The 21834-nt window shown below is 71.0% G+C and carries 21 protein-coding genes and 1 tRNA gene; 10 read left to right on the forward strand and 12 right to left on the reverse strand.

The features are described 5' to 3' along the window. Window positions 1-447: 447 nt before the first annotated feature. Together ACZ561_RS23000 and ACZ561_RS23005 are read left to right on the forward strand one after the other, a co-directional pair. Window positions 448-1035, forward strand: coding sequence for a SigE family RNA polymerase sigma factor (locus ACZ561_RS23000; protein ID WP_376434958.1), 588 nt, complete (start codon window positions 448-450; stop codon window positions 1033-1035). Continuing rightward, a complete protein-coding gene (locus tag ACZ561_RS23005; RefSeq protein WP_470998044.1) occupies window positions 1032-2459 on the forward strand; it encodes a hypothetical protein in 1428 nt (475 codons plus the stop codon). Before ACZ561_RS23000 ends, ACZ561_RS23005 begins: the two co-directional genes overlap by 4 nt. A 303-nt stretch (window positions 2460-2762) precedes the next feature. On the opposite strand, the gene ACZ561_RS23010 is transcribed toward ACZ561_RS23005, so the two are convergent. Beyond that, entirely contained in the window at window positions 2763-3503 is a 741-nt protein-coding gene (locus ACZ561_RS23010; RefSeq protein ID WP_470998047.1) for an SURF1 family protein, read from the reverse strand. A gap of 22 nt (window positions 3504-3525) precedes the next feature. Next, the gene (locus ACZ561_RS23015) at window positions 3526-5382 is read right to left on the reverse strand and encodes a S9 family peptidase (RefSeq protein ID WP_470998051.1); all 1857 of its coding nucleotides are present in this window, start codon (window positions 5380-5382) and stop codon (window positions 3526-3528) included. Window positions 5383-5452: 70 nt separating this feature from the next. Between ACZ561_RS23015 and ACZ561_RS23020 the strand changes: the two genes are divergently transcribed. Continuing rightward, the gene (locus ACZ561_RS23020) at window positions 5453-6283 is read left to right on the forward strand and encodes a class I SAM-dependent methyltransferase (RefSeq protein ID WP_470998054.1); all 831 of its coding nucleotides are present in this window, start codon (window positions 5453-5455) and stop codon (window positions 6281-6283) included. Here ACZ561_RS23020 and ACZ561_RS23025 read toward each other — a convergent pair. The 6 genes from ACZ561_RS23025 to ACZ561_RS23050 all read right to left on the reverse strand — a co-directional run bounded on the left by ACZ561_RS23025 (window position 6261) and on the right by ACZ561_RS23050 (window position 10788). Beyond that, a complete protein-coding gene (locus ACZ561_RS23025) occupies window positions 6261-6560 on the reverse strand; it encodes a DUF6191 domain-containing protein (RefSeq protein WP_329118920.1) in 300 nt (99 codons plus the stop codon). The genes ACZ561_RS23020 and ACZ561_RS23025 overlap by 23 nt on opposite strands. A 55-nt stretch (window positions 6561-6615) precedes the next feature. Further along, the gene (locus ACZ561_RS23030) at window positions 6616-6834 is read right to left on the reverse strand and encodes a hypothetical protein (RefSeq protein ID WP_470998063.1); all 219 of its coding nucleotides are present in this window, start codon (window positions 6832-6834) and stop codon (window positions 6616-6618) included. Window positions 6835-7118: 284 nt separating this feature from the next. After that, window positions 7119-7814 (reverse strand): TetR/AcrR family transcriptional regulator, encoded by a 696-nt coding sequence (locus tag ACZ561_RS23035; protein ID WP_470998067.1) that lies wholly within the window; start codon window positions 7812-7814, stop codon window positions 7119-7121. Window positions 7815-7876: 62 nt separating this feature from the next. Then, complete coding sequence (locus ACZ561_RS23040; protein WP_470998072.1) at window positions 7877-8953, reverse strand: serine/threonine-protein kinase; 1077 nt, start codon at window positions 8951-8953, stop codon at window positions 7877-7879. 669 nt (window positions 8954-9622) lie between these two features. After that, window positions 9623-9696, reverse strand: a tRNA-Pro gene (locus ACZ561_RS23045). Between the two features lie 153 nt (window positions 9697-9849). Then, complete coding sequence (locus ACZ561_RS23050) at window positions 9850-10788, reverse strand: metallophosphoesterase (protein ID WP_470998075.1); 939 nt, start codon at window positions 10786-10788, stop codon at window positions 9850-9852. Between the two features lie 73 nt (window positions 10789-10861). Between ACZ561_RS23050 and ACZ561_RS23055 the strand changes: the two genes are divergently transcribed. After that, complete coding sequence (locus ACZ561_RS23055) at window positions 10862-11326, forward strand: GatB/YqeY domain-containing protein (protein ID WP_470998078.1); 465 nt, start codon at window positions 10862-10864, stop codon at window positions 11324-11326. Window positions 11327-11734: 408 nt separating this feature from the next. On the opposite strand, the gene ACZ561_RS23060 is transcribed toward ACZ561_RS23055, so the two are convergent. Next, window positions 11735-13975: a transglycosylase domain-containing protein gene (locus tag ACZ561_RS23060; protein ID WP_470998081.1), complete on the reverse strand. Its 2241-nt coding sequence runs from the start codon at window positions 13973-13975 to the stop codon at window positions 11735-11737. Between the two features lie 629 nt (window positions 13976-14604). Here ACZ561_RS23060 and ACZ561_RS23065 point away from each other — a divergent pair. Next, complete coding sequence (locus tag ACZ561_RS23065; protein WP_015034550.1) at window positions 14605-14949, forward strand: WhiB family transcriptional regulator; 345 nt, start codon at window positions 14605-14607, stop codon at window positions 14947-14949. 167 nt (window positions 14950-15116) lie between these two features. Here the strand turns inward: ACZ561_RS23065 and bagB are convergent, their stop codons facing one another. Together bagB and bagA are read right to left on the reverse strand one after the other, a co-directional pair. Then, a complete protein-coding gene (gene bagB, locus ACZ561_RS23070) occupies window positions 15117-16436 on the reverse strand; it encodes an ATPase BagB (RefSeq protein WP_470998581.1) in 1320 nt (439 codons plus the stop codon). Window positions 16437-16471: 35 nt separating this feature from the next. Then, complete coding sequence (gene bagA / locus ACZ561_RS23075; protein ID WP_470998084.1) at window positions 16472-17434, reverse strand: ATPase BagA; 963 nt, start codon at window positions 17432-17434, stop codon at window positions 16472-16474. Between the two features lie 72 nt (window positions 17435-17506). Here bagA and ACZ561_RS23080 point away from each other — a divergent pair, with 72 nt between their 5' ends. The 5 genes from ACZ561_RS23080 (at window position 17507) to ACZ561_RS23100 (ending at window position 20949) form a co-directional block, all read left to right on the forward strand. After that, complete coding sequence (locus ACZ561_RS23080) at window positions 17507-17665, forward strand: DUF4177 domain-containing protein (protein ID WP_017947820.1); 159 nt, start codon at window positions 17507-17509, stop codon at window positions 17663-17665. Next, the gene (locus ACZ561_RS23085; protein ID WP_329118935.1) at window positions 17665-18135 is read left to right on the forward strand and encodes a RidA family protein; all 471 of its coding nucleotides are present in this window, start codon (window positions 17665-17667) and stop codon (window positions 18133-18135) included. The genes ACZ561_RS23080 and ACZ561_RS23085 overlap by 1 nt, the downstream gene beginning before the upstream one ends. A gap of 87 nt (window positions 18136-18222) precedes the next feature. Further along, a complete protein-coding gene (locus tag ACZ561_RS23090) occupies window positions 18223-19152 on the forward strand; it encodes an NUDIX hydrolase (protein ID WP_470998087.1) in 930 nt (309 codons plus the stop codon). After that, window positions 19149-19979, forward strand: coding sequence for an MBL fold metallo-hydrolase (locus tag ACZ561_RS23095; protein ID WP_470998090.1), 831 nt, complete (start codon window positions 19149-19151; stop codon window positions 19977-19979). The genes ACZ561_RS23090 and ACZ561_RS23095 overlap by 4 nt, the downstream gene beginning before the upstream one ends. Before the next feature lie 85 nt (window positions 19980-20064). Next, complete coding sequence (locus ACZ561_RS23100) at window positions 20065-20949, forward strand: prohibitin family protein (RefSeq protein WP_470998093.1); 885 nt, start codon at window positions 20065-20067, stop codon at window positions 20947-20949. A gap of 75 nt (window positions 20950-21024) precedes the next feature. On the opposite strand, the gene ACZ561_RS23105 is transcribed toward ACZ561_RS23100, so the two are convergent. After that, window positions 21025-21699 carry a Crp/Fnr family transcriptional regulator gene (locus ACZ561_RS23105; protein WP_015034542.1) on the reverse strand — a complete coding sequence of 225 codons (675 nt, stop codon included), beginning with the start codon at window positions 21697-21699 and terminating at the stop codon, window positions 21025-21027. Window positions 21700-21834: the final 135 nt, after the last annotated feature.

The raw sequence follows: 21834 nt of genomic DNA on the forward strand, positions 1-21834 counted from the left end.
GTCCCCGAGTGTCCGGAAATCGGCGACACAGGATCGTTCGAGTTTGTAGCATCTGTGAACACCCTGTGAGCAAGTCGGCGACGGATGCCCCTTGAACTGGGGTGACGGCATGTTCGACGATGCTCTTCCCGCTTGCCGCAACCGGTAGTTGGGTGGGCCGCGTCTCTGCGTGCGCTCTGGTGGTGTATCGCATGAGGTGCTGTCAAAACGGGGCATTGGGGAAGATCGGGTACGCATGATGACAAGTGGCTCACCGTCAAAAACGGTGGCGTACTCGTACAACCCTGACGGGGGGAAGCGTGTCCAACAGGCGTGGCAGAGGTACTCGACATCACAGCGGTCGTCCCGCTCCGAGGCGCGGCAGTCGTCCCCTTGCGGGGCGGGCTCGCGGTCCCCGTACGCGGCACGGCGGCGCGCCCGCTCAGGCGCCCGCGTCCGGCCGGCGGCATGCCGGTGATCGCTCCCGTGCCCACCGGAACCCGGACGTCCGGTGTGATCGGCATCCCCTCGCCGCGCGAGAGCGCTGAAGGCATCGTGGCCGCGGGCACCACCGTCGATCACCTGACCGAGACGTATCGAGCGCACTACCGTTCGCTCCTCGGCCTCGCCGCGCTGCTCCTCGACGACACGGCCTCCTGCGAGGACGTCGTCCAGGAGGCGTTCATCCGCGTCCACTCCGCCCGCAACCGGGTCCGGGACCCCGAGAAGACGCTGGCGTATCTGCGCCAGACCGTCGTCAATCTGTCCCGTTCCGCGCTGCGCCGCCGCATCCTCGGACTCAAGCTGCTGTCCAAGCCGATGCCGGACATGGCGAGCGCGGAGGAGGGCGCGTACGACCAGCTGGAGCGGGACGCGCTCATCAAGGCGATGCGAGGGCTGCAGCGGCGACAGCGTGAGGTACTGGTGCTCCGGTACTTCGCGGACATGACGGAGGCACAGGTCGCCGAGACGCTCGGCATATCCCTGGGGTCGGTGAAGGCGTACGGCTCGCGTGGCATCGCGGCGCTGCGCGTCGCGATGGAGGCGACGGCATGAGCTCCGAAGGCAAGGGCCCGGACGACAAGGGCCCGGATGCGACGAGCGGGCTGCCCGACGAGCGTCGCGACGACATGGGGCACGGCACTGTGAACGACGGGCCGGACAACGAGGCCTTCGACGGTGGGGCGGCCGGCAGTGCGGCGTCCGACGGTGGGGCGGCCTCTGGTGGCGTGCCTGGTGACAGGGCTTCCGGCAGCGGGGTGTCCGACAGCGAGGTGTCCCACGACAGGGCGTCCGACAGCAGGGCCTTCGGTAGCTGGGCGTCCGATGGCAGGGCGTCCGGCAGCGGGGCCTTCGGTGACTGGGCGTCGGATGACGCGGCCTCCGGCAGCGGCGTGCTCGGCGACGGTGGGTCCGGCGACGGCGTGAACGGCGACGAGCGGGTCGCCGACCTCTTCGGGGGCGACGCCTCCTTCGCAGGCGACGAGCTGGCGCTCCGGCGTCTGCTCCACGGCGCCGTGGCGGATCTCAACCCCTCCGAGGGCGCACTGGACCACCTGCGTCGTGCGGTTCCCGTGCGGCGCACCCGCAAGCGCCAGGCCATCGTCGGCTTCGCCGCGGCCGCGGTGCTGATCGGCACGGCCGTCCCCGCCTTCGTGCACGTCGCCAACTCGGGTGGCATCACCGCCGACCAGGCCGTGAACGCCGGCCACGGCGAGCAGGCCCAGGGCGGCACCGGCTCCGAGACCGGCGTCGAGGGCGGCCAGCAGACCGCCGGCACGCCGACCGGCGCCGCGAGCCCGAGCCAGGGCGCGGCCGAGGGGGCGGGCACGCCCGAACAGTCCGAGGCCGGGAAGTCGGGCGGCACGGGCACGGGTTCGAAGGCACCTGAGGACTCCCTGCCGGACTCCTCCTCACCGGTGTGCGAGGCCGGACAGCTGGGCGTCAGTTCGGCACAGGCGGGCGGTCCGGACGCCGAGGGCAAGGTCTACGGCACCTTCCGCATCGCCAACGTCTCCGGCAAGGAGTGTGTGGTGAGCGGCGGCGGTAGCGTCGGCTTCCAGGCCCTGGGGGCGGCGGACGGCTCCAAGATCTCGGTCGTGGCGCACGCGCCCGGCGACGCGGCGAGCGGCCTTCCCGACCCCTCGCAGGAGGCGCCCACGCTGGTCCTCAAGCCGGACAACGCGTACGAGGTGAAATTCGCCTGGGTCCCCTCGGAGACCTGCCCGACCGTCAATCCCTCACCGGACCCGAGTACGACGACGGACGGCGCGGGCGGTACGTCGGCGGGGGCCACGGGGTCGACCGGCAACGGGGCGGAAACCGACGGCGCGGCGACTCAGCTCGGCACGGAGGGGACCGTGGACGGCAGCGTCGCGGTCAGCCACACCGCGGAGCCGGGCGGCCCGCAGGCGGCCACGACGATCCCGAACGCCTGCGCGGGCACGATCTACCGCACCGGCGTCCTCGACGCTTCCTAGAGCCCACGGAGGCGCCCCTGGGCGCTCTGGGGCCGACTCCTGAGGGCGTCCTGTCGGGAGCCAGGATTCCGGGGGCCTGGGCGTCCATGCACCCAGGGCCAGGCGCCAGTCATCCGGCGCCGAGGCCCCGGGGCCAGGCAGCCGGCGCTCGGGACCCGGGAGTCGGCGCCCGGGACCCGGGAGTCGGCGCCCGGGACCCGGGCGCCTCGCGAGCTGGGCCGGCCGGGCGCATGACGTGCGGAGCCGACCCGGGGCCGGGCGAGCGTGAGCCGGCCCGGGGCCGGGCGAGGGGAGCCGGTGGGGCTAGAGCCCCAGCGCCTCGTCCCGCTGGGCCTCCGTCTCGCGGCGCAGGAGGCGGAACCACATGAAGACCACGAAGCCCGCGAAGACGAACCACTCCGCCGTGTAACCGAGGTTCTGGAACGCCTTCAGGTCCAGCGACGTGCCCGCCGCGGCGGCCGCCGGGACCGGCGTCAGCCCGGCCGGGGAGTCCACGACCGTGATCCACGCGTCGTAGACCTCGTCGGTGACCAGGTTGATCAGCGCGCTCGCGCTGATCATGCCGAGCTGGCCCTCGGGGAGCCCGCCCGCCGCGTGGACGCCCTTGGTCCCCGCGTTCTCGGACGCCTGGAGGGCGCCCACCACGGTGACCTCGCCGGACGGCGGGGCCGGCACCTTCGCGCCGGTCGGCAGCCAGCCCCGTACCACCGGCAGCGACTTGCCGCCGCCCGTCTTCAGCATCGTCAGCACATAGCTGCCGCGTCGGCCGTCCAGCTCACGGTCCGGTACCAGGAACTGCTCCCCGTACCGGCCGCTCGCCTGCGCGTGCCGGCCGGACGTCTCCTTGTCCACCGGCAGCAGGTCGTCCAGCGGCTCGGTCCTCAGGGTGCCCGGGTCCGGGGCGCGCTCCGCCTCCTGGTGCGAGTCGACGCGGTCCTCGAACTTGCCCATCTGCCAGGTCCCCATGAACAGGCAGAACGGGATCGCCATCAGGACGAAGACGTTGATCCCCCACCAGCGGGGCGTTTTCAGGAACCGGTACACCCCTCCACGGTACGCAGCCGCCTCACCCCCCGACCGGGCGGGTCCCCAGGTGGCGCGCGGCGAAGGCCAGCTCCAGACGGACCTGCTTGATCCGCTCCTCCACCACCAGCGAGCCGTGCCCCGCGTCGTACCTGTACACCTCGTGCACCGCGGACCGCGCCGCCAGCCTGTCCACGTAGTTGTCGATCTGCCGGATCGGGCAGCGCGGGTCGTTCACGCCCGCCGAGATGTAGACCGGAGCAGTGACCTTGTCGACGTACGTCAGCGGGGACGAGACCTCGAACCGCTCCGGCACCTCCTCCGGCGAACCGCCGAACAGCGTCCGGTCCAGCGCCTTCAGGGCCTCCATCTCGTCCTCGTACGCCGTCACGTAGTCCGCGACCGGGACGGCCGCGAGCCCCACCGCCCAGACGTCCGGCTGAGTGCCGAGCCCGAGCAGCGTCAGATACCCGCCCCACGAGCCGCCCGACAGGACCAGCTTCGCCGGATCGGCGAGACCGGAGGCGACCGCCCACTCGCGGACCGCGGCGACGTCCTCCAGCTCGATCAGGCCGACCCGGTGCTTGAGCGCGTCCGTCCACTCCCGGCCGTAGCCCGTCGAGCCGCGGTAGTTGACCCGGACCACCGCGTAGCCGTGGTCGAGCCAGGCCGCCGGGCCGGAGGCGAAGGCGTCGCTGTCGTGCCAGGCCGGCCCGCCGTGCACCTCGAAGATCGTGGGGAACGGACCTTCGCCCTCGGTCGGCCGCTGCACGAGCGCGTGGATCCGGCCGCCGGGCCCCTCCACCCACACGTCCTCCACCGGCACCGAACCCGGCGCCTTCGCACCCGGCGGGTCCAGCACGATCCCGCCGTCCGTCGAGCGCACCACCGGCGGCTGCGCCGCCGAGGACCACAGATACTCCACGGTGCCGTCGGGGCGGGTCGTGGCCTCCGACACCGAACCGGCCGGGGTCTCCACCCGTACCAGCGCGCCCGTCGCGATGTCGTACCGCCACAGCTCGCTGCGCGCCTCGAAGCTGTGCACGATCAGCAGACCCGTGCCGTCCTCGTACCACTCCGCCGACACATCTCCCGGGAGATCGAGCCGGAGATCGGTCTCCCGGCCCGTCGCCACGTCCCACAGCAGCGGCTCCCAGCGCCCCCGCCGCTGATGACCGACGAGCAGCCGGGTGTCGCCGTCCACCGGCGCGAAGCCCAGCACCGCGAGGCCCAGCTCCTCCGTGCCGCCCTTGGAGTCGTCCAGCTCGGCCACCACCGAGGAGTCATCGGCGCGCAACACCCGCAGGGCCGAGTGCATCGCGTCGCCGTGCTCGGTGTGCTCGATCGCGATCAGCGAGCCGTCGTGCGAGAGGTCGCCCACCCCGGCCGACTCCCGGTGCCGGTAGATCTCCAGGGGTGCCGCGCCCCCGCGTACGAGATGGACCGTCGAACCCCCCTCGTCCGTCGAGCGGCCGACGACGACCGTGCCGTCGCGGCCGATCGCGAGACCCGCCGGATAGGAGGCCGCGAGCCCGGGCACCGCGGGCTCGTCCGCGCCGCCCCCGAAGGGCTGGCGCATCCACACCCCGAACTCGTCCCCGTCCGTGTCCGAGAACCACCAGATCCACTGCCCGTCCGGGGACAGCGTGCCGTCCGTCGTCCCGTTCGGCCGGTCCGTCACCTGTCGTTGCGCGCCCGTCGCCCGGTCCCAGGCGTACAGCTCGTACGTCCCCGTCGCATTGGACACGAACAGCGAACGGTCCGGTGCCTGCTCGGCCCACTCGGGCAGGGACACACGCGGCGCACGGAACCGCTGCTCCCACACCGGGATCTCCGGTGACGGGCCCGAGCCGTCCGCGATCTCGCCCGGTCGGTCCGCCGTCTCATTGCTCTCAGTCATGGCCCCATGATGCTCCGATCCGCCGACAATCCGTTCGCATCGTCCGCAACCTGTGGATAACCTCCCGGGCATGTACGCACCGACGCCTGACGACTGGCTTGCGGCCAACCGCGCCCGCTGGGACGAACGTGTCCCGATCCACGCCGCCAGCGCCTACTACGATCTCGACGCGTTCCGGGCCGGCAAGGAGGTGCTGCGCGACTTCGAGCTCGCGGAGGTCGGCGACGTCACCGGCCGTTCCCTCCTCCACCTCCAGTGCCACATCGGCCTGGACACCCTGTCCTGGGCCCGGCACGGCGCCTCGCACGTCGTCGGCCTGGACTTCTCCGAGCCCGCCATCGAGACGGCCCGCTCGCTCGCCACGGACCTCGGCTTCTCCACGGACCGGGCCGCGTTCGTCGCCGCCGACGCGTACGACGCCGCCGAGGCCGTCCCGGACTCCTCGTACGACGTCGTCTACACCGGAACAGGGGCGCTGAACTGGCTCCCCGACATCGAGCGCTGGGCCGAGACCGCCGCCTCGCTCGTCGCCCCGGGCGGATTCCTGTACGTCGCCGAGTTCCATCCGCTCACCGACTCCCTCGACGACGAGACGGGGAGCCGGATCGTCAACGACTACTTCGTCCGCGAACCCTGGGTGGATTCCAGCCCCGGCACGTACGCGGACATGGAGGCCGCCACCGTCCACAACCGGAGCGTGGAGTGGGTGCACCCGGTCGGCGAGGTCGTCACGGCCGTCGCCAAGGCGGGGCTGCGCATCGAGTTCCTCCACGAGCACGACGTCTCGCTCTACTCCCGGTACGAGACGCTCCAGCGGCAGGACGACGGGTACTACCGCTTCTCGGCCGACCGGCCGCGGATCCCGCTGATGTACTCGCTCAAGGCGTCCCGCCCCCGCTGACGCGGATCACCGCGCGACCGCCGGCCAGGTCCACCGTGGAGCGGTGCGGCGGAGCGCCGTCCTCCTCGTCGTCGCGCAGCACGAGCGCGCTCTGGCGCTCCTTGAGCTCGTTCTGCTTGCCCTGCGAGAAGGTGGCGTGCAGCTGTTCGAAGCCGGTCGAGGAGACCTGGCCGCTCCGGCGGCCGCGCCCGGTCGCGCGCAGGATCTGGTCGGCGAAGGCGACCACGGTGAGCAGGATGACCAGCCCCGGCAGCGTCACGAACACGGCGAACTCCATGGCGGTCATTGTCCGTCACGCCGGTCGGAATGGGCAGGGCTCGCGCACGCGGTGGTCAGCCGCGGGGGGCGTCCGACGGCGATCCCGCCGGGGGCGTCTGCCGGTTCGATCCGCTGATCGTCTTCGACAGACGGCTGCGGACGACGGCGGTGCCGATGGCGCCGGCGAGTGCGGCGGCGCCGAGGCCGAGGGCGAGGGCGGACGGGCCGGAGTCGGAGACGACATCGGCGGGGACGGTGGCCGCCGCCTCGGCGGCTGTCTGGAGGGGGTGCATGTCCCCAGGGGACCGGAACGGGAGCCACCGGGCCACCCGACGGACCCCGTTCGGGGTCCGGGGCGGGCGGCTCCCGGGCTCTGGTGGGGTTGGGGTCCGGGGGGTGGCTCCCGGGCTCTGGTGGGGTTGGGGTCCGGGGCGGGCGGCCCTGGGTTCAGGCGGTGCCGGGGTCCGGGGCGGGCGGCCCTGGGTTCAGGCGGTGCCGGGGGGCAAGGTGGACGCTCCCGGGGTCAGGCGGTGTCGACGTCAGGCAGACGGACGCGACCCATCGCCGACTCCGGGGCTCAGGCGGTGTCGCGCGCAGTGTTGCGGAGCCGGGCTTCGAGGCCGTCGAGGATGGCCTCGACGCCGAACTCGAACTTCTCGCCCGCCATTGTGGTGGGGTCGACGCCCCGCTGCTCCTCCATGCGCGCGCGCAGCCGGGGGTACTGGGACGCGATCCCGTACGCCCATTCGGTGACGCTCTGCGCCGGCTTCCCCTCGTCGCCCTTGCCCCGGGGCGCCTGGGCGGTGGCGATCGTGGCCTCGGTCGCGTCGACGAGCAGGGTGCCGGCCACGAAGGTAAAGGCGGAGTTCACGGCCCAGTCGAGCTCCCAGCCCTTGAAGCCGGCCGCCTGGTAGATCGCGCACGAGTGGTCCTGGAAGCGGGCCATGCCGTGACCGTAGACGAAGTGCGAGCTGATGGCCGGGATGAGCCACGGGTGGCGCTTGCCCAGCGCGTACGTGTCGTGGACCAGCGCGCGGGCGGCGGCGCGCCAGCCGAGCTCGGCCGGGTCGAGGAACGTCAGCTCGCTCCACGCCGCGTCGGCCGCGAGCATGATCAGGCTCTCCTTGCTGCCGACGTGCCAGTACATGGCCGTCGCCGCCGAACCCAGCCGCTGGCCGAGCTTACGCATGCTCAGGCCGTCGATGCCCTCGCTGTCGAGGAGCTCGACGGCGGCTCGGACGATCTGGTCCCGGGTCAAGGTCTCACGCGGCATGGGCTCAGCGTATCCGACTGTCTTGCACGCTGTTCAACTCGCACGGGCGCCCGCGTCGGCGTCTAGGACAGCCAGGCCATGCCGATGAGCAGGAACACCACGAAGGCTATGCCGCCGGCCACGGCTGCGGTCTTCCTGGGACGGCGCCGGGAGAGGGCGGCAAGACCGCCCTCGTTGCGGCGCGCCTGTCGTCGCGGAGCGGAGACGGCAGCCTGAGACCGGGGCCGGGGCCGGGGCCGTGAGTGCGGTGCTGACGGCGGCTGCGACGGCGTGTGACGGGGCTGCTGGTGGCGGCCCTGCTGGTGGTGCTGGTGCGGCTGAGGGTGGCGCTGCTGTGGCTGGGGCTGCTGAGGCTGGAGCTGGGGATGCGGTTGAGGGTGACCGCGCCAGGCGCCCGAGGAGAACCAGTCCGCGATCGCCTGGGCAGGGGGTCTCTGCTCGGGCTCCTTGGCCAGCAGCGTGAGGAGGTACTCCTCGAACGCGGCCGGCAACCCCACTCCGAGCTGCCGGGGCGGCGCGGGCGGCGTGTCGATGTGCTGGTACAGCAGGGCGGTCGCGGTGTCGCCCTGGAACGGAGGCCGTCCGGTGAGGAGTTGGTACAGCACACAGCCGAGCGAGTACACGTCCGACGCCGGCGACGCGGGCCGGCCGAGGGCCCGCTCGGGGGCGAGGTAGAGACCGGTGCCGACGATCTGCCCCGTGGTGGTGAGCCCGGCGGAGGGATCATCGACGAAGCGGGCGATGCCGAAGTCCGCGAGCTTCACGGTCCCGTCGCCGTCGAGCAGCAGGTTCCCGGGCTTGATGTCCCGGTGCACGACCCCTTCCCGGTGCGCGGCGGCCAGCCCGGCGGCGGCGTGAGCGGCGACGTGGGCCACCCGCTCCGCGGGCAGCACGAGCGGGGTCCCAGGGTTTCCGGCGAGGCTCTCCCCTTCGACCAACTCCATGACGAGGAACAGCTTTCCGTCCCACGTGCCGAAGTCGAAGACGCCGACCACATGCGGATGACTCAGCCGCGCCGCCGTCTGCGCCTCCAGCCGGAACCGGTCGGCCGCCGAGGGGTCGGTCCCATGACCCAGCATCAACTTCACGGCCACGGCCCGCCCGAGCACCTCGTCGGTGGCCTGCCACACCTCGCCCATGCCGCCACGCCCGACACACGAGTGGAGCCGATATCGGTCCGCGACCAGCACCTGAGACCCAGCCTTTCGACGGCAAGCCAACCTGACAGGCAAGCCAACCTGACAGAGCATTCGTCGCCGTACTCCGCTGTCGGCGCCCGATGCCGTTCCAGGGTAGAGCCGCTTGATCGACATCTCGTCCACGAGCCCCCGCGTCGCCCTACGACGGGCGGTCCCCGCGGCTCTGTCCGCCTCAGCCGCATCCTCACCGGCGGGGGCCGCGCCCTGCTGCCCTGGCTCGTCCACCTCGCCGGCACTTTGCCGCCGGCCGAGGTCGCTGCCCGGGCCACCCTCGACGCCCTGGAGACCACGGCGCTGCTCACAACCGGCAGCCGGTTGTCGCGCGCGGGCGCCCGTCACCGCGCGACGAAAGCCGCCGCGGCGGCACTCCTCCTCGCCGACACCTGCATCGACCTCGCCACAGCCGCCCCCGGACCGGAACCGGCCATGCCGTCGTCACGGCCGTGGCCGCCGGGCTCCCTCGTGCGGCCACGCACGCGGCGCTCGCCGCACACCGGGCGCGGTTCCCCACTGATCGACACCGTTACGGCGCCGATCGCCGTGTGTCACGTACAACGCCAGAGGCCGCCTACGAAATTCGTAGGCGGCCTCTGACCTGCTACTTAGCTGTCGGGGTGGCGGGATTTGAACCCACGACCTCTTCGTCCCGAACGAAGCGCGCTGCCAAGCTGCGCTACACCCCGATGTCGCTGCTCTGCTCTTCACGTCGCGGCGACATCGATTACTTTAGCCCACCCGCGCCCGGAGACGAAATCCGGTTTTCGCGGGGCGGCGTCGCAGGTCGGATGCGGTCCGGCCGGGTGTCGCCCGGGGGCGGCGCGTGGAAGAGGTACGTCTCAGTCGCGCGCCGTCAGCGTCAGCAGCGTCGCCTCCGGGGGGCAGGCGAAGCGCACCGGGGTGAAGCGGTTCGTGCCGCAGCCCGCCGAGACGTGGAGGAAGGAGGTGCGGCCCTCCACCGTGTGCGTCGAGAGGCCCTTCACCCGGTCCGTGTCCAGGTCGCAGTTGGTCACCAGCGCGCCGTAGAAGGGGACGCACAGCTGGCCGCCGTGTGTGTGGCCCGCCAGGATCAGGCCGTAGCCGTCCGCGGTGAAGGCGTCGAGGGTGCGCAGATACGGGGCGTGGACCACGCCCAGTGAGAAGTCCGCCGTCAGGTCGGGGCCGCCCGCCACCCGCTCGTACCGGTCCCGCTTGATGTGAGGGTCGTCCAGCCCGGTGAAGGCCAGCTCCAGGTCGGGCAGCTTCAGCCGGCCGCGGGTGTTGGTCAGGTTCACCCAGCCCGCGTCGTCGAAGGCGTCCCGCAGCCCCTCCCACGGGTTGTGCACCGCGCCCACCACCGGCGCGTTGCCGTTGAGACCGTGCCGCCCCTGGGCCTTCTCCAGCAGATAGCGGGCGGGGTTGCGCAGCCGCGGCCCGTAGTAGTCGTTGGAGCCGAAGACGTACACGCCCGGGAAGTCCATCAGCGGGCCGAGCGCGTCCAGGACCTCCGGGACCGCGTCCGTGTCCGAGAGGTTGTCGCCCGTGTTGACCACGAAGTCCGGGCGCAGCCCCGCGAGCGACTGTAGCCACTTCCGCTTCTTGCGCTGGCCGCACACCATGTGGATGTCGGAGACCTGAAGGACCCGCAGATCCCGCATTCCGCGCGGGAGTACGGGGATCGTCACACGGCGCAGGCGGAACGAGCGGGCCTCGAAGCCCGCCGCGTAGACCAGTCCGGCCGCCGCCGTCGCCGTAAGACCTGCCGTGACCTTGAGGGGGATCCCGTACCGTGCGCGCATCCCCCCATCGTCGCAGACCCGATGGAGGGAAATGCGCGGGCGGGCAGGGTGGGGCACCTGACACACTTGAGGCATGACCACGCTCAAGGCCAAGCTTCAGGACGACCTCAACGCCGCCATCAAGGAGCGCGACGAGCTGCGCTCCTCGACGCTGCGGCTCACCCTCACCGCGATCACCAAGGAGGAGGTCTCGGGCACGACCAAGCGCGAGCTCTCCGACGACGAGGTGCAGAAGGTGATCGCCAAGGAGGCGAAGAAGCGCCGTGAGGCCGCGGAGGCCTTCGCCCAGGGCGGTCGCGCCGAGTCGGCCGAGCGGGAGAAGGCGGAGGGTGTCATCCTCGACGCGTACCTGCCGAAGCAGCTCGGCGACGACGAGCTGGAGCAGATCGTCGCGGCGGCCGTCACCGAGGCCAAGGCCGCCGGCGCCGAGGGGCCGCGGGCCATGGGTGCCGTCATGAAGATCGTGAACCCGAAGGTGGCCGGGCAGGCCGAGGGCGGCCGCGTCGCCGCCGTCGTGAAGAAGCTCCTGGCGGGCTGAGACCCGCGAAAACGTTCGCGGGCCGGTTCCCGGGAGCGCTCTTCGGCTGAGTCGAAGCTCGCGGGCCGGATCCTGGGAACGCTCGCCGGGCCGAGCCGAAGCTCGCGGCCAGATCCCGGCAAGGCTCGCCTGCTGAGCCGACGCTCGCGGCCCGGATCCCGGGAACGCTCGCCGGGCCGAGCCGAAGCTCGCGGCCAGATCCCGGCAAGGCTCGCCTGCTGAGCCGACGCTCGCGGCCCGGATCCCGGGAACGCTCGCCGGGCCGAGCCGAAGCTCACGGCCAGATCCCGGCAAGGCTCGCCTGCCGAGCCGAAGCTCGCCGGTCGTGAAGAGTTCCTCGCCGGCTCAGTCCCGTGAACGACCGAGGGCGCCTCTCCCAGGAGAGGCGCCCTCGCTCATGTCCGCGTCCTAGCGGCCGTTGCCGCCGTTGTTGCCGCCGCGGCCGTTCCCGCCGCCGATCAGGTCCGGCGGGATCGTGATCCCCGGGAACGGGTCGTCCTCATCGTCCCGGCCACCCGGCCTGTTGTCGTCGCCGGGCTTGCCCTTGTCCTTGTCCTTCTCCTTGTCCTCCGGCTTCTCGCCGCGAGGCACGGAGATCGGCGCGAAGGACGGTGTCTCGGAGGCGGTCAGCGCCCCGGTCATCGCGATCTTCCAGATCGGACCGGGGAGGCAGCCACCGCAGACCTTGTCGTACGTCACGCCGCCGATGACGATGTTGTACATCGACTGCTTCTCGCCGACGTCGTCACCGACCCACACCGCCGTGGAGAGGTTCGGGGTGTATCCGACGAACCAGGCGTCCTTGCGGTCGTTCGTCGTACCCGTCTTGCCGGCGTTGTCGCGGTCGCTCAGACCCGCCCTCGTACCGGTGCCGTCCTCGACGACGCCCTTCAGCATCTGGTTGATGGAGTCCGCGGTGCGCTCGCTCATCGCCCGCGAGCACTCCGTCTGAGGCACCTTCAGCTTCTCGCCGTTGGCCGTCTTGATCGACTCGATGGCGACCGGGGTGCAGTACGTGCCGCGGTTGGCGAAGGTGGCGTACACGGCCGCCATGTCGAGCGGGGTGGACTCCTGGCCGCCGAGGGTGATCGAGGGCAGCTCCTGGAGCTTCTTGCCCAGCTCCTTCTCGTACCCCATCTTCTTCGCCATCTCGACCGTCTCGCACAGCCCGGTCATCTGCTCCAGGTGGGCGAAGTAGGTGTTGATGGACTTGCCGAGCGCGCTCGTCATGTCCCAGGTGCCGGCCTCGGACTTCATCTCGTTCTGCAGGTCCCAGTTGCCACCGCCGGACGGGCCGCCCGCGCAGGTGGTGTAGGAGGCCATCGGAAGCGAGATCTTCCACGGTGTGGAGAAGGACTGCGCCGGGCTCAGCCCCTTCTCCAGGGCCGCCGCGGCGGTGATCGGCTTGAACGTCGAACCGACCTGGAAGCCGTACGTCGTGCCGCCCATCTTCTTGCCGACGGCGAGGTTGAGCGTGGTCTGGTGCTGCTTCTGGTCCAGGCCGTACGGGCGGGACTGGCCCATCGAGAGGATCTTGCCGGTGCCCGGCTGGACCTGGACCACCGAGGCGGCGACCTTGTCGTCCACGTTGATCTTCGCGACGGCCGCCTCGTTGGCCGCCTCCTGCGCGCGCGGGTCGAGCGTGGTCCGGACGGTGAGGCCGCCCAGGTTCCACAGCTTCTGCCGCTCCTCGACCGTCTTGCCGAAGACCGGGTCGTTGAGGATCGTCTTGCGGACGTAGTCGCAGAAGAAGCCGGCGCCGTCCACGGCGGTGATGCAGCCGTTCTTCGGGGCCTTCACCTTCAGCTTGATCGGCGTGGCCTTCGCCCGGTCCGCCTCCGCCTGGCTGATGTCCTTCACGTCGGCCATCCGCTGCAGCACCGTGTTGCGGCGCTTGGTGGCTTCCTGGAGGTCGTTGACCGGGTCGTAGCGGCTCGGCGACTGGACGAGGCCGGCCATCATGGCGGCCTCCTCCAACTTCAGGTCGGCGGCGGGCTTGGAGAAGTAGCGCTGGGCCGCTGCCTCGATGCCGTACGCCTGCTGGCCGAAGAAGGTGATGTTCAGGTAGTTCTCGAGGATCTTCTTCTTCCCCAGCTCCTCCTCGACCTGGATCGCGTACTTGAGTTCGCGGACCTTACGGCCGATGGTCTGCTGGGTGGCCTGGGCGACCTTCTCGGGGTCGTCACCGGCCTCCTCGACGAAGACGTTCTTCACATACTGCTGAGTGAGCGTCGACGCGCCCTGCGCCACGCCGCCCGACTGGGCGTTGCGGTTGATCGCGCGCAGCACGCCCTTGAGGTCGACCGCTCCGTGCTCGTAGAAGCGGGAGTCCTCGATCGCGACGATCGCCTTCTGCATGTACGGGGAGATCTTCTCCAGCGGCACGACCTTCCGGTCGCGCGAGTACACGGTGGCGAGGTGGCCGCCCTCGGAGTCGAGGATCGTGGTGCGCTGACTCAGCGGCGGCGTCTTCAGGTTGGACGGGATTTCGTCGAATCCCTCGACCGTGCCCTTGGCCGCCAGTCCGAGTGCTCCGGCCGCGGGCAGGGCGATGCCTGCCAGCACGGCTCCGGAGAGCACACTGACACCGAGGAACTTGGCGGCCTGCTGGGTCCCGGTCAGACCTCCGCCCGAGCGCTTCTTTGCCATGGGGGCAGCCTAATCCGTAGTGATGAGCGTTCCGCAGGAGCAGGGGCCTCTCGGAGCGTTCGAGTACCAGACCGTGACATCCAGGGGCGGCCGGGGCGCCGGATTCCCCGGTGGGCCACCGACCCCGGACCGGACGCCGGCGAGTGGCACCTGAGGCTCTTCCGCCGCGCCGTGAACGGAGGACTCATCCCGCAGACGTGACGGCACGGCAACGTGAGGCGGCTACGTTCTCATTCGCCGGACACGCGTGTATGCCTTGGCCTAAGCTGCTCTCAACTGTCACAGCAGTGTGGTTCTGCATCAAGACCCGGGCGTGACATCGGCACGAAATCCCTTGAACCCGAAGCCTGGGAAGTCATGCCCGATTCCGCCCCATGCGTCACTCGACGCCCCAAGTGGCTCCGTCACGGCCGGGCGAACTGCCCCGGTTCGCCGGATTCGACACGCATGTCCACCGGTCACTCCCCTGGGTGATCTGCCGCGTACGCATAGTCCGTTCGGGCCATTCAAGATTGGGCCCGAAGGGGGTGTTGCGCTGTGCCCACCTTCCGTAACGTCACCAACTGGCAGCGGTGAATATGCCGCTACCGCCGTGGGGGAGCCTCGATTCGGGAGAGGACGGCGCCGGTATGGGCTGGGTAGCTGACTGGAGTGCGCAGGCGGCCTGCCGCACTACCGATCCGGACGAACTTTTCGTTCAAGGAGCGGCACAGAACAGGGCGAAGGCAGTGTGCACCGGATGTCCGGTGCGGACCGAGTGCCTGGCCGACGCCCTGGACAACCGTGTGGAGTTCGGCGTGTGGGGCGGGATGACGGAGCGCGAGCGCCGTGCCCTGCTGCGCCGGCGGCCGACCGTCACCTCGTGGCGGCGACTGCTCGAGACCGCGCGCACGGAGTACGAGCGGGGAGCGGGACTGCTCCCCGTGGCGATCGAGGACGACGCGACGTACGAGGCGTATGCGGCGGTGGGCTAGCCCCACGCCTTACCGGCTCGTGACGTTCGAGACGTACGCGGGCGTACGACACGTTCGAGACGTACGCAGCTCTGAAGGCGTACGGCACGTTCGACACGTACGCAGCGTTCGCAGATGTTTGAGGCTTGCGCGGCGGAGGGCGATGCCCCCGCCGGCGTTCGCACAGCTCAGGCCGACGGCATCCGGCCGGCCGTGAGTCGATCACCGATGGCCCGAAGCCCTGCGAGATCGTGTACGTCGCCGGGCAGGGCGGCCACTTCGGCCACAGCCACCTCGGGGTGGAGCGCCGTGAAGCGGTCGCGCGTGCGCTGTTCGCGCGCGAGCACCTGCATCCGCTCGGCATGGAGACGGAGCAGTCCTGCGGTCAGTTGCTGAATGTCGTGCGTGGCGTCGTCGGCTGTGGGGGCAGCCTCGTCGTGCGACGTGCGTGCGGCGGCGGTGACGGTGGCGGCGCTGGCGGTGTCCGACAGCTCGGGGGGTGTGGCACGGGAGCCACGAACACCAGTCTTCCCGGCCACTTGATCGACAATGCCTCCCTCGTCAAGATTTTCCGCGGCGGCCCGCGCCCGCTCGGCCGACAGCTGGGCGGCGCCGCTGCCGTGGACGCGGTTGAGGACGAGACCGGCCAGGGGCATCTCCTCGGCGGCGAGCCGTTCCACGAAGTACGCGGCCTCGCGCAGCGCGTCCCGCTCCGGCGTGGCCACCACGAGGAACGCCGTGCCCGGGGCCTGGAGCAGCTTGTACGTGGCGTCCGCCCGGGTCCGGAAGCCGCCGAACATCGTGTCCATCGCGGCCACGAAGGTCTGAACGTCCTTCAGGAACTGCCCTCCCAGCAGCTTCCCCAGCGTGCCCGTCATCATCGACATGCCGACGTTGAGGAACTTCATCCCGGCCCGGCCGCCCATCTTCGCCGGGGCCATCAGCAGTTTGATGAACTTCCCGTCCAGGAAGGACCCGAGCCGCTTCGGAGCGTCCAGGAAGTCCAGCGCCGAACGCGACGGGGGAGTGTCGACGACGATCAGATCCCACTCGTCACGGGCCCGCAGCTGCCCGAGCTTCTCCATCGCCATGTACTCCTGCGTACCGGCGAAGCCGGCCGACAGGGACTGGTAGAACGGGTTCTCCAGGATCGCCCGGGCCCGCTCGGCGTCCGCGTGCGCCTCGACGATCTCGTCGAAGGTCCGCTTCATGTCGAGCATCATCGCGTGCAGTTCCCCGCCGTCGGAGCCCTTGATGCCGTCGACCTTGCGGGGGATGTTGTCGAGCGAGTCGATCCCCATCGACTGGGCCAGCCGGCGCGCCGGGTCGATCGTCAGCACGACGACCTTGCGGCCCCGCTCGGCCGCCCGTACGCCGAGCGCCGCCGCGGTCGTCGTCTTGCCGACCCCGCCCGCGCCGCAGCAGACGACGATCCGCGTGCCCAGGTCGTCGATGAGCGGATCCAGGTGCAGGACGGGAGCGGAGTCGAGCCCGTTCGCGGCGGGCACGGAGTCGAGACCGTGCACCGCGGCAGCCTTCTCCGTCACACGCCCACCCCTTGCTTCCGTAGGTCCTTCGCCAGCCGGTACAGGCCCGCGATGTCCGCCCCGTCCCCGAGGAAGGGCAGTTCGTACGTCGGTACGCCGAGGCCGGCCAGCACCGCACGCTGCTCGCGCTCCAGCTCCACCCGCTGGGCGTGCTCGCCCGCCTGCTCCAGGAGCGGCTCGACCAGCTTCGTACCGCCGGAGATCCCCGCGGCCGCCAGGGTCTTCGCGACCGCGTCCCGGTGGTCGCCGGAGGCGGCCCGTACCGCCGCCTCGTCGAGGACGTGCGGACGGACCATGTTGACGATGATCTCGCCCACCGGTAGGTCGGCCCCGCGCAGCTCCGCGACGCCGTCCGCGGTCTCCTGGACCGGCATCTCCTCCAGCAGCGTCACCAGATGCACCGCCGTCTCCGGGGACTTGAGCACCCGCATCACGGCCTGCGCCTGATTGTGTATCGGGCCGATCCGGGCCAGCCCCGCCACCTCGTCGTTCACGTTGAGGAAGCGGGTGATCCGGCCGGTCGGGGGTGCGTCCATGACGACATGGTCGTAGGTGTAGCCGCCGTGCTTCTCGCGCCGGCGGACCGCCTCGCACGCCTTGCCGGTCAGCAGTACGTCCCGTACGCCCGGCGCTATCGTCGTCGCGAAGTCGATCGCGCCGAGCTTCTTCAGGGCCCGGCCCGCGGTGCCCAGTTTGTAGAACATCTGGAGGTAGTCGAGGAGCGCGCGCTCGGCGTCGATGGCCAGCGCGAACACCTCGCCGCCGCCCGGCGCGACGGCGATCTTGCGCTCCTCGTACGGAAGGGCTTCCGTCTCGAAGAGCTGTGCGATGCCCTGTCTGCCTTCGACCTCGACGAGGAGGGTCCGCTTGCCCTCCGTCGCGAGGGCGAGCGCGAGGGCGGCGGCGACCGTCGTCTTACCGGTACCACCCTTGCCGCTGACGACCTGGAGCCTGCTCACGTCTTCGAGCCTAACCACTGGCAGGCCCGCCTAAGCAGGAGGCTACCTGTGGCAGCGGATACAGTCGGCTCCATGACCAAGTGGGAATACGCGACCGTGCCCCTTCTCGTGCACGCGACGAAGCAGATTCTGGACACCTGGGGCGAGGACGGGTGGGAGCTCGTCCAGGTCGTTCCCGGCCCGAACAACCCCGAGCAGCTCGTGGCCTACCTGAAGCGGGAGAAGTCCTGATGAGCGGCGCCGTCGAGGCGAAGCTCGCCGAGCTGGGCCTGACGCTGCCGGAGGTCGTGCCCCCGCTGGCCGCCTACCAGCCGGCCGTGCAGTCGGGTGTGTACGTCTACACCTCGGGCCAGCTCCCGATCGTGGAGGGCAAGCTCCAGCTGGCCGGCAAGGTCGGCGGCGAGGTCACCGCCGAGGAGGCCAAGAAGCTCGCGGCCACCTGCGCGCTGAACGCGCTCGCGGCCGTGAAGTCGGTCGCCGGTGACCTGGACCGGATCAAGCGGGTCGTGAAGGTCGTCGGCTTCGTCGCCTCGGCCTCCGACTTCACCGGTCAGCCGGGCGTCATCAACGGCGCCAGCGAGCTGCTGGGCGCCGTCCTCGGTGACAAGGGAGTGCACGCGCGCAGCGCGGTGGGTGTCGCGGTGCTGCCGCTGGACGCCCCGGTCGAGGTCGAGGTCCAGGTGGAGCTCGTCCAGGCCTGACCGCCCGTACGTTCGTCAAGAGCCGGTTCTCCCGCCCAGGGGGAATCGGCTCTCGTGCGTTCGGGTAGTTGCGCATACCATCCGGCCATGTCGAATGGTCAGTGGTACCCACCGGAATGGCCCGACCGCATCCGCGCCCTGGCGGCGGGCGAGCTCACGCCCCCGGCCCCGAGGCGGGCGGCGACCGTCCTTCTGCTGCGCGACGCCGCCGACGGTCCGCACGTCCATATGCTGCGGCGGCGCACCTCGATGGCCTTCGCGGGCGGTGCGTACGCGTATCCGGGCGGCGGCGTCGATCCGCGTGACGAGCACCCGGTGCGCTGGGCCGGACCCTCCCTGGAGAGCTGGGCCGAACGCCTCGGCGTCACGGGTACGGAAGAGGCGCAGGCGATCGTCTGCGCGGCCGTGCGGGAGACCTTCGAGGAGGCGGGCGTGCTGCTCGCCGGCGGGACCGCCGACTCCGTGGTCGACGACACGACCGGTGAGGACTGGGAGAAGGACCGGGAGGCGCTGGTCGCCCGTGAGCTGTCGTTCGCGGACTTCCTCGACCGGCGCGGGCTGGTGCTGCGCTCGGACCTGCTCGGTGCGTGGGCGCGGTGGATCACGCCGGAGTTCGAGTCCCGGCGGTACGACACCTGGTTCTTCGCGGCCGTCCTTCCGACCGGGCAGCGCACCCGTGACGTCTCGACCGAGGCGGACCGCACGGTCTGGATCCGCCCGGAGGACGCCGCGGCCGGCTACGACCGGGGCGAGCTGACGATGATGCCGCCGACGATCTCGACCCTGCGGGGCCTGGAACGCTTCGGTACGGCCGCCGAGGCGCTGGCCGCGGCCCAGGACCAGGACCTGACTCCCGTACTCGCGCAGGCGCGGCTGGAGGGCGACAAGCTGATCCTGAGCTGGCCGGGCCACGACGAGTTCACCAAGCACATCCCGACGGGCGCGCGTCCTGACGCGTCTGCCACGACGGACGCGGACCAGGACGCCGGTGCTCCGGGCGAAGGAGGTGGGCGATGAGTGACGCCGCCGCGCTGCCCGGGCAGCCCCGGGGCGGGGTCCTCTCCGGCCCCGCGACCGCCCGCGCCGTCAACGTCCTCGCGCCGAATCCGTCCGCGATGACCCTCGACGGCACCAATACCTGGATCGTCTCCGAGCCGGACTCCGACCTCGCCGTCGTCGTCGACCCGGGGCCGCTCGACGACGGTCACCTCACGCATGTGATCGAGACCGCGACGAAGCTCGGCAAGCGGGTCGCGCTCACGCTGCTGACGCACGGTCACCCCGACCACGCCGAGGGCGCGGGCCGGTTCGCCGAGCTGACGGGGACCCATGTGCGGGCCCTGGACCCGGCTCTGCGGCTCGGGGACGAGGGGCTCACCGCCGGGGACGTCATCGCGGTCGGCGGGCTGGAGATGCGGGTCGTACCGACGCCTGGGCACACCGCGGACTCGCTCTCCTTCCATCTCCCCGCCGACCGGGCCGTCCTGACGGGCGACACGATCCTCGGGCGCGGCACGACGATCGTCGCCCACCCCGACGGGCGGCTCGGCGACTATCTGGACTCGCTGCGCAGGCTGCGCTCGCTCACGGTCGACGACGGGGTTCACACGGTGCTGCCGGGGCACGGGCCCGTCCTGGAGGACGCACAGGGCGCGGTGGAGTTCTATCTCGCGCACCGCGCGAACCGGCTCGCCCAGGTGGAGACGGCGGTCGAGAGCGGCCACCGGACCCCCTCGGAGGTCGTCGCCCATGTGTACGCGGACGTGGACCGCTCGCTCTGGCCGGCCGCCGAACTGTCCGTACGGGCTCAGCTGGAGTACCTGCGGGAGCACGGCCTGATCTGACCCCCACCCTCGAGGGCTCGCGGTTCGTGTCTTACGCTCCGCTTACTTCGCCTGCAACCGACCGTAGTCCTCGGGGGGAACGCCCATGTTCGTCATAGCCATCCTGCTGCTCGTCGCAGCAGTGGTGCTCTTCTTCGTCGCCCGCTCCAACGACTCGAGGGGGCTGAAGCTCGGCGCGCTCGGCGCGGTCATCGCGGGTGCCTTCTCGCTGGTCGCCAGCATGACGTACGTGGTCAGCGCGTACGAGGTCGGCGTCCCGGTCGCGTTCGGCAAGGTGGGCGAGCCGATGACCTCGGGCATGCACGTCAAGTCGCCGTTCACCGACGTCACGACCTTCTCCACCCGCCCGGTCGACCTCAACCTCTCCGACAAGGACGTGGTCGAGGTCCGCTCCTCGCAGGGCGGCGTGATGGAGGTCGAGGTGACCGTGAAGTGGGCGGTCACGCCGGCCAAGTCGGTCGAGCTGTACCGGCTCGCGGGCAGCGAGGAGTCCATCCAGCAGCGTCTGGTCTACCCGGACAGCCGGGAGATCGTGCGTAACGTCTTCGCCCGCTACACGAGCGAGCAGGGCTACGCCACGGACCGCGAGAAGATCAACGCGGAGATCGGCACGCTCATCAAGGAGCGCCTGGCCCCGCGCGGGATCGACGTCACGACCGTCAACCTGCGCAACGTGAAGCCCTCGAAGGCTCTGCAGGACCAGATCGACCGCAAGATCCAGCAGCAGCAGGCGACCGAGCGCGCCACCGAGGCGTCCCGTACGGCCAAGGCCGAGGCCGACCGGCGCCGTATCGAGGCCGAGGGCATCGCCCGCGCCAACAAGATCCTCAACGACTCGCTGACCGACAAGGTCCTGATGAACCAGTGCATCGACGCGTACAAGGAGGCCGCGGCGAAGAACCCGGTGTACGCGGTTCCGTGCGGCGCCGCGGGTGGCAACCCGCTGATCGTCGACGGCACGAAGCGGTAGTACTGCCGTAGTCGACGTACGAGGAAGGCCGCCCGGTCCACGACCGGGCGGCCTTCCTCGTACGTACGGGGGTGCTTACCGCGAGCGCTTCGCGAGGCGCTCCACGTCCAGCAGGATCACGGCGCGGGCCTCCAGACGCAGCCAGCCGCGCTGTGCGAAGTCCGCCAGGGCCTTGTTGACCGTCTCGCGGGAGGCGCCGACCAGCTGGGCGAGCTCCTCCTGGGTCAGGTCGTGGACGACGTGGATGCCCTCCTCGGACTGCACGCCGAAGCGGCGCGACAGGTCGAGGAGCGCGCGGGCGACACGGCCCGGAACGTCGGAGAAGACCAGGTCGGACATCTGGTCGTTGGTCTTGCGCAGTCGGCGGGCGACCGCACGCAGCAGGGCGGTGGCCACCTCGGGGCGGGCGTTCAGCCAGGGCTGGAGGTCACCGTGGCCCAGGCCCAGCAGCTTGACCTCGGTCAGCGCGGTCGCCGTGGCGGTACGCGGGCCCGGGTCGAAGAGGGAGAGCTCGCCGATGAGCTCGCCGGGGCCGAGGACCGCCAGCATGTTCTCCCGGCCGTCGGGTGAGGTGCGGTGGAGCTTCACCTTGCCCTCGGTCACCACGTACAGGCGGTCACCGGGGTCGCCCTCGTGGAAGAGCGCGTCGCCACGGGCGAGCGTCGCTTCACTCATCGAGGCGCGCAGCTCCGCGGCCTGCTCGTCATCGAGCGCCGCGAAGAGCGGGGCGCGCCGCAGAACGTCGTCCACGAGTTCTCTCCTATGTCGACCTGCTCAGGGGACCTTGATCCCATGATGCCGGACGCACAAAACAGTGCGATCAATCACAACAAGTTTGACGTACCGAACCACTCCTCCGTACGTCAGGGCCCCGATTGGGTCGTG

The organism is Streptomyces sp. NPDC039609 (assembly GCF_055596705.1).

Coding starts and splice junctions, on each gene's coding strand:
- ACZ561_RS23000 (WP_376434958.1), top strand. CDS start 448: ATGCCGGTGATCGCTCCCGTGCCCACCGGAACCCGGACGTCCGGTGTG.
- ACZ561_RS23005 (WP_470998044.1), top strand. CDS start 1,032: ATGAGCTCCGAAGGCAAGGGCCCGGACGACAAGGGCCCGGATGCGACG.
- ACZ561_RS23015 (WP_470998051.1), bottom strand. CDS start 5,382: ATGACTGAGAGCAATGAGACGGCGGACCGACCGGGCGAGATCGCGGAC.
- ACZ561_RS23020 (WP_470998054.1), top strand. CDS start 5,453: ATGTACGCACCGACGCCTGACGACTGGCTTGCGGCCAACCGCGCCCGC.
- ACZ561_RS23025 (WP_329118920.1), bottom strand. CDS start 6,560: ATGGAGTTCGCCGTGTTCGTGACGCTGCCGGGGCTGGTCATCCTGCTC.
- ACZ561_RS23030 (WP_470998063.1), bottom strand. CDS start 6,834: ATGCACCCCCTCCAGACAGCCGCCGAGGCGGCGGCCACCGTCCCCGCC.
- ACZ561_RS23035 (WP_470998067.1), bottom strand. CDS start 7,814: ATGCCGCGTGAGACCTTGACCCGGGACCAGATCGTCCGAGCCGCCGTC.
- ACZ561_RS23040 (WP_470998072.1), bottom strand. CDS start 8,953: ATGGGCGAGGTGTGGCAGGCCACCGACGAGGTGCTCGGGCGGGCCGTG.
- ACZ561_RS23050 (WP_470998075.1), bottom strand. CDS start 10,788: ATGCGCGCACGGTACGGGATCCCCCTCAAGGTCACGGCAGGTCTTACG.
- ACZ561_RS23055 (WP_470998078.1), top strand. CDS start 10,862: ATGACCACGCTCAAGGCCAAGCTTCAGGACGACCTCAACGCCGCCATC.
- ACZ561_RS23060 (WP_470998081.1), bottom strand. CDS start 13,975: ATGGCAAAGAAGCGCTCGGGCGGAGGTCTGACCGGGACCCAGCAGGCC.
- ACZ561_RS23065 (WP_015034550.1), top strand. CDS start 14,605: ATGGGCTGGGTAGCTGACTGGAGTGCGCAGGCGGCCTGCCGCACTACC.
- ACZ561_RS23080 (WP_017947820.1), top strand. CDS start 17,507: ATGACCAAGTGGGAATACGCGACCGTGCCCCTTCTCGTGCACGCGACG.
- ACZ561_RS23085 (WP_329118935.1), top strand. CDS start 17,665: ATGAGCGGCGCCGTCGAGGCGAAGCTCGCCGAGCTGGGCCTGACGCTG.
- ACZ561_RS23090 (WP_470998087.1), top strand. CDS start 18,223: ATGTCGAATGGTCAGTGGTACCCACCGGAATGGCCCGACCGCATCCGC.
- ACZ561_RS23095 (WP_470998090.1), top strand. CDS start 19,149: ATGAGTGACGCCGCCGCGCTGCCCGGGCAGCCCCGGGGCGGGGTCCTC.
- ACZ561_RS23100 (WP_470998093.1), top strand. CDS start 20,065: ATGTTCGTCATAGCCATCCTGCTGCTCGTCGCAGCAGTGGTGCTCTTC.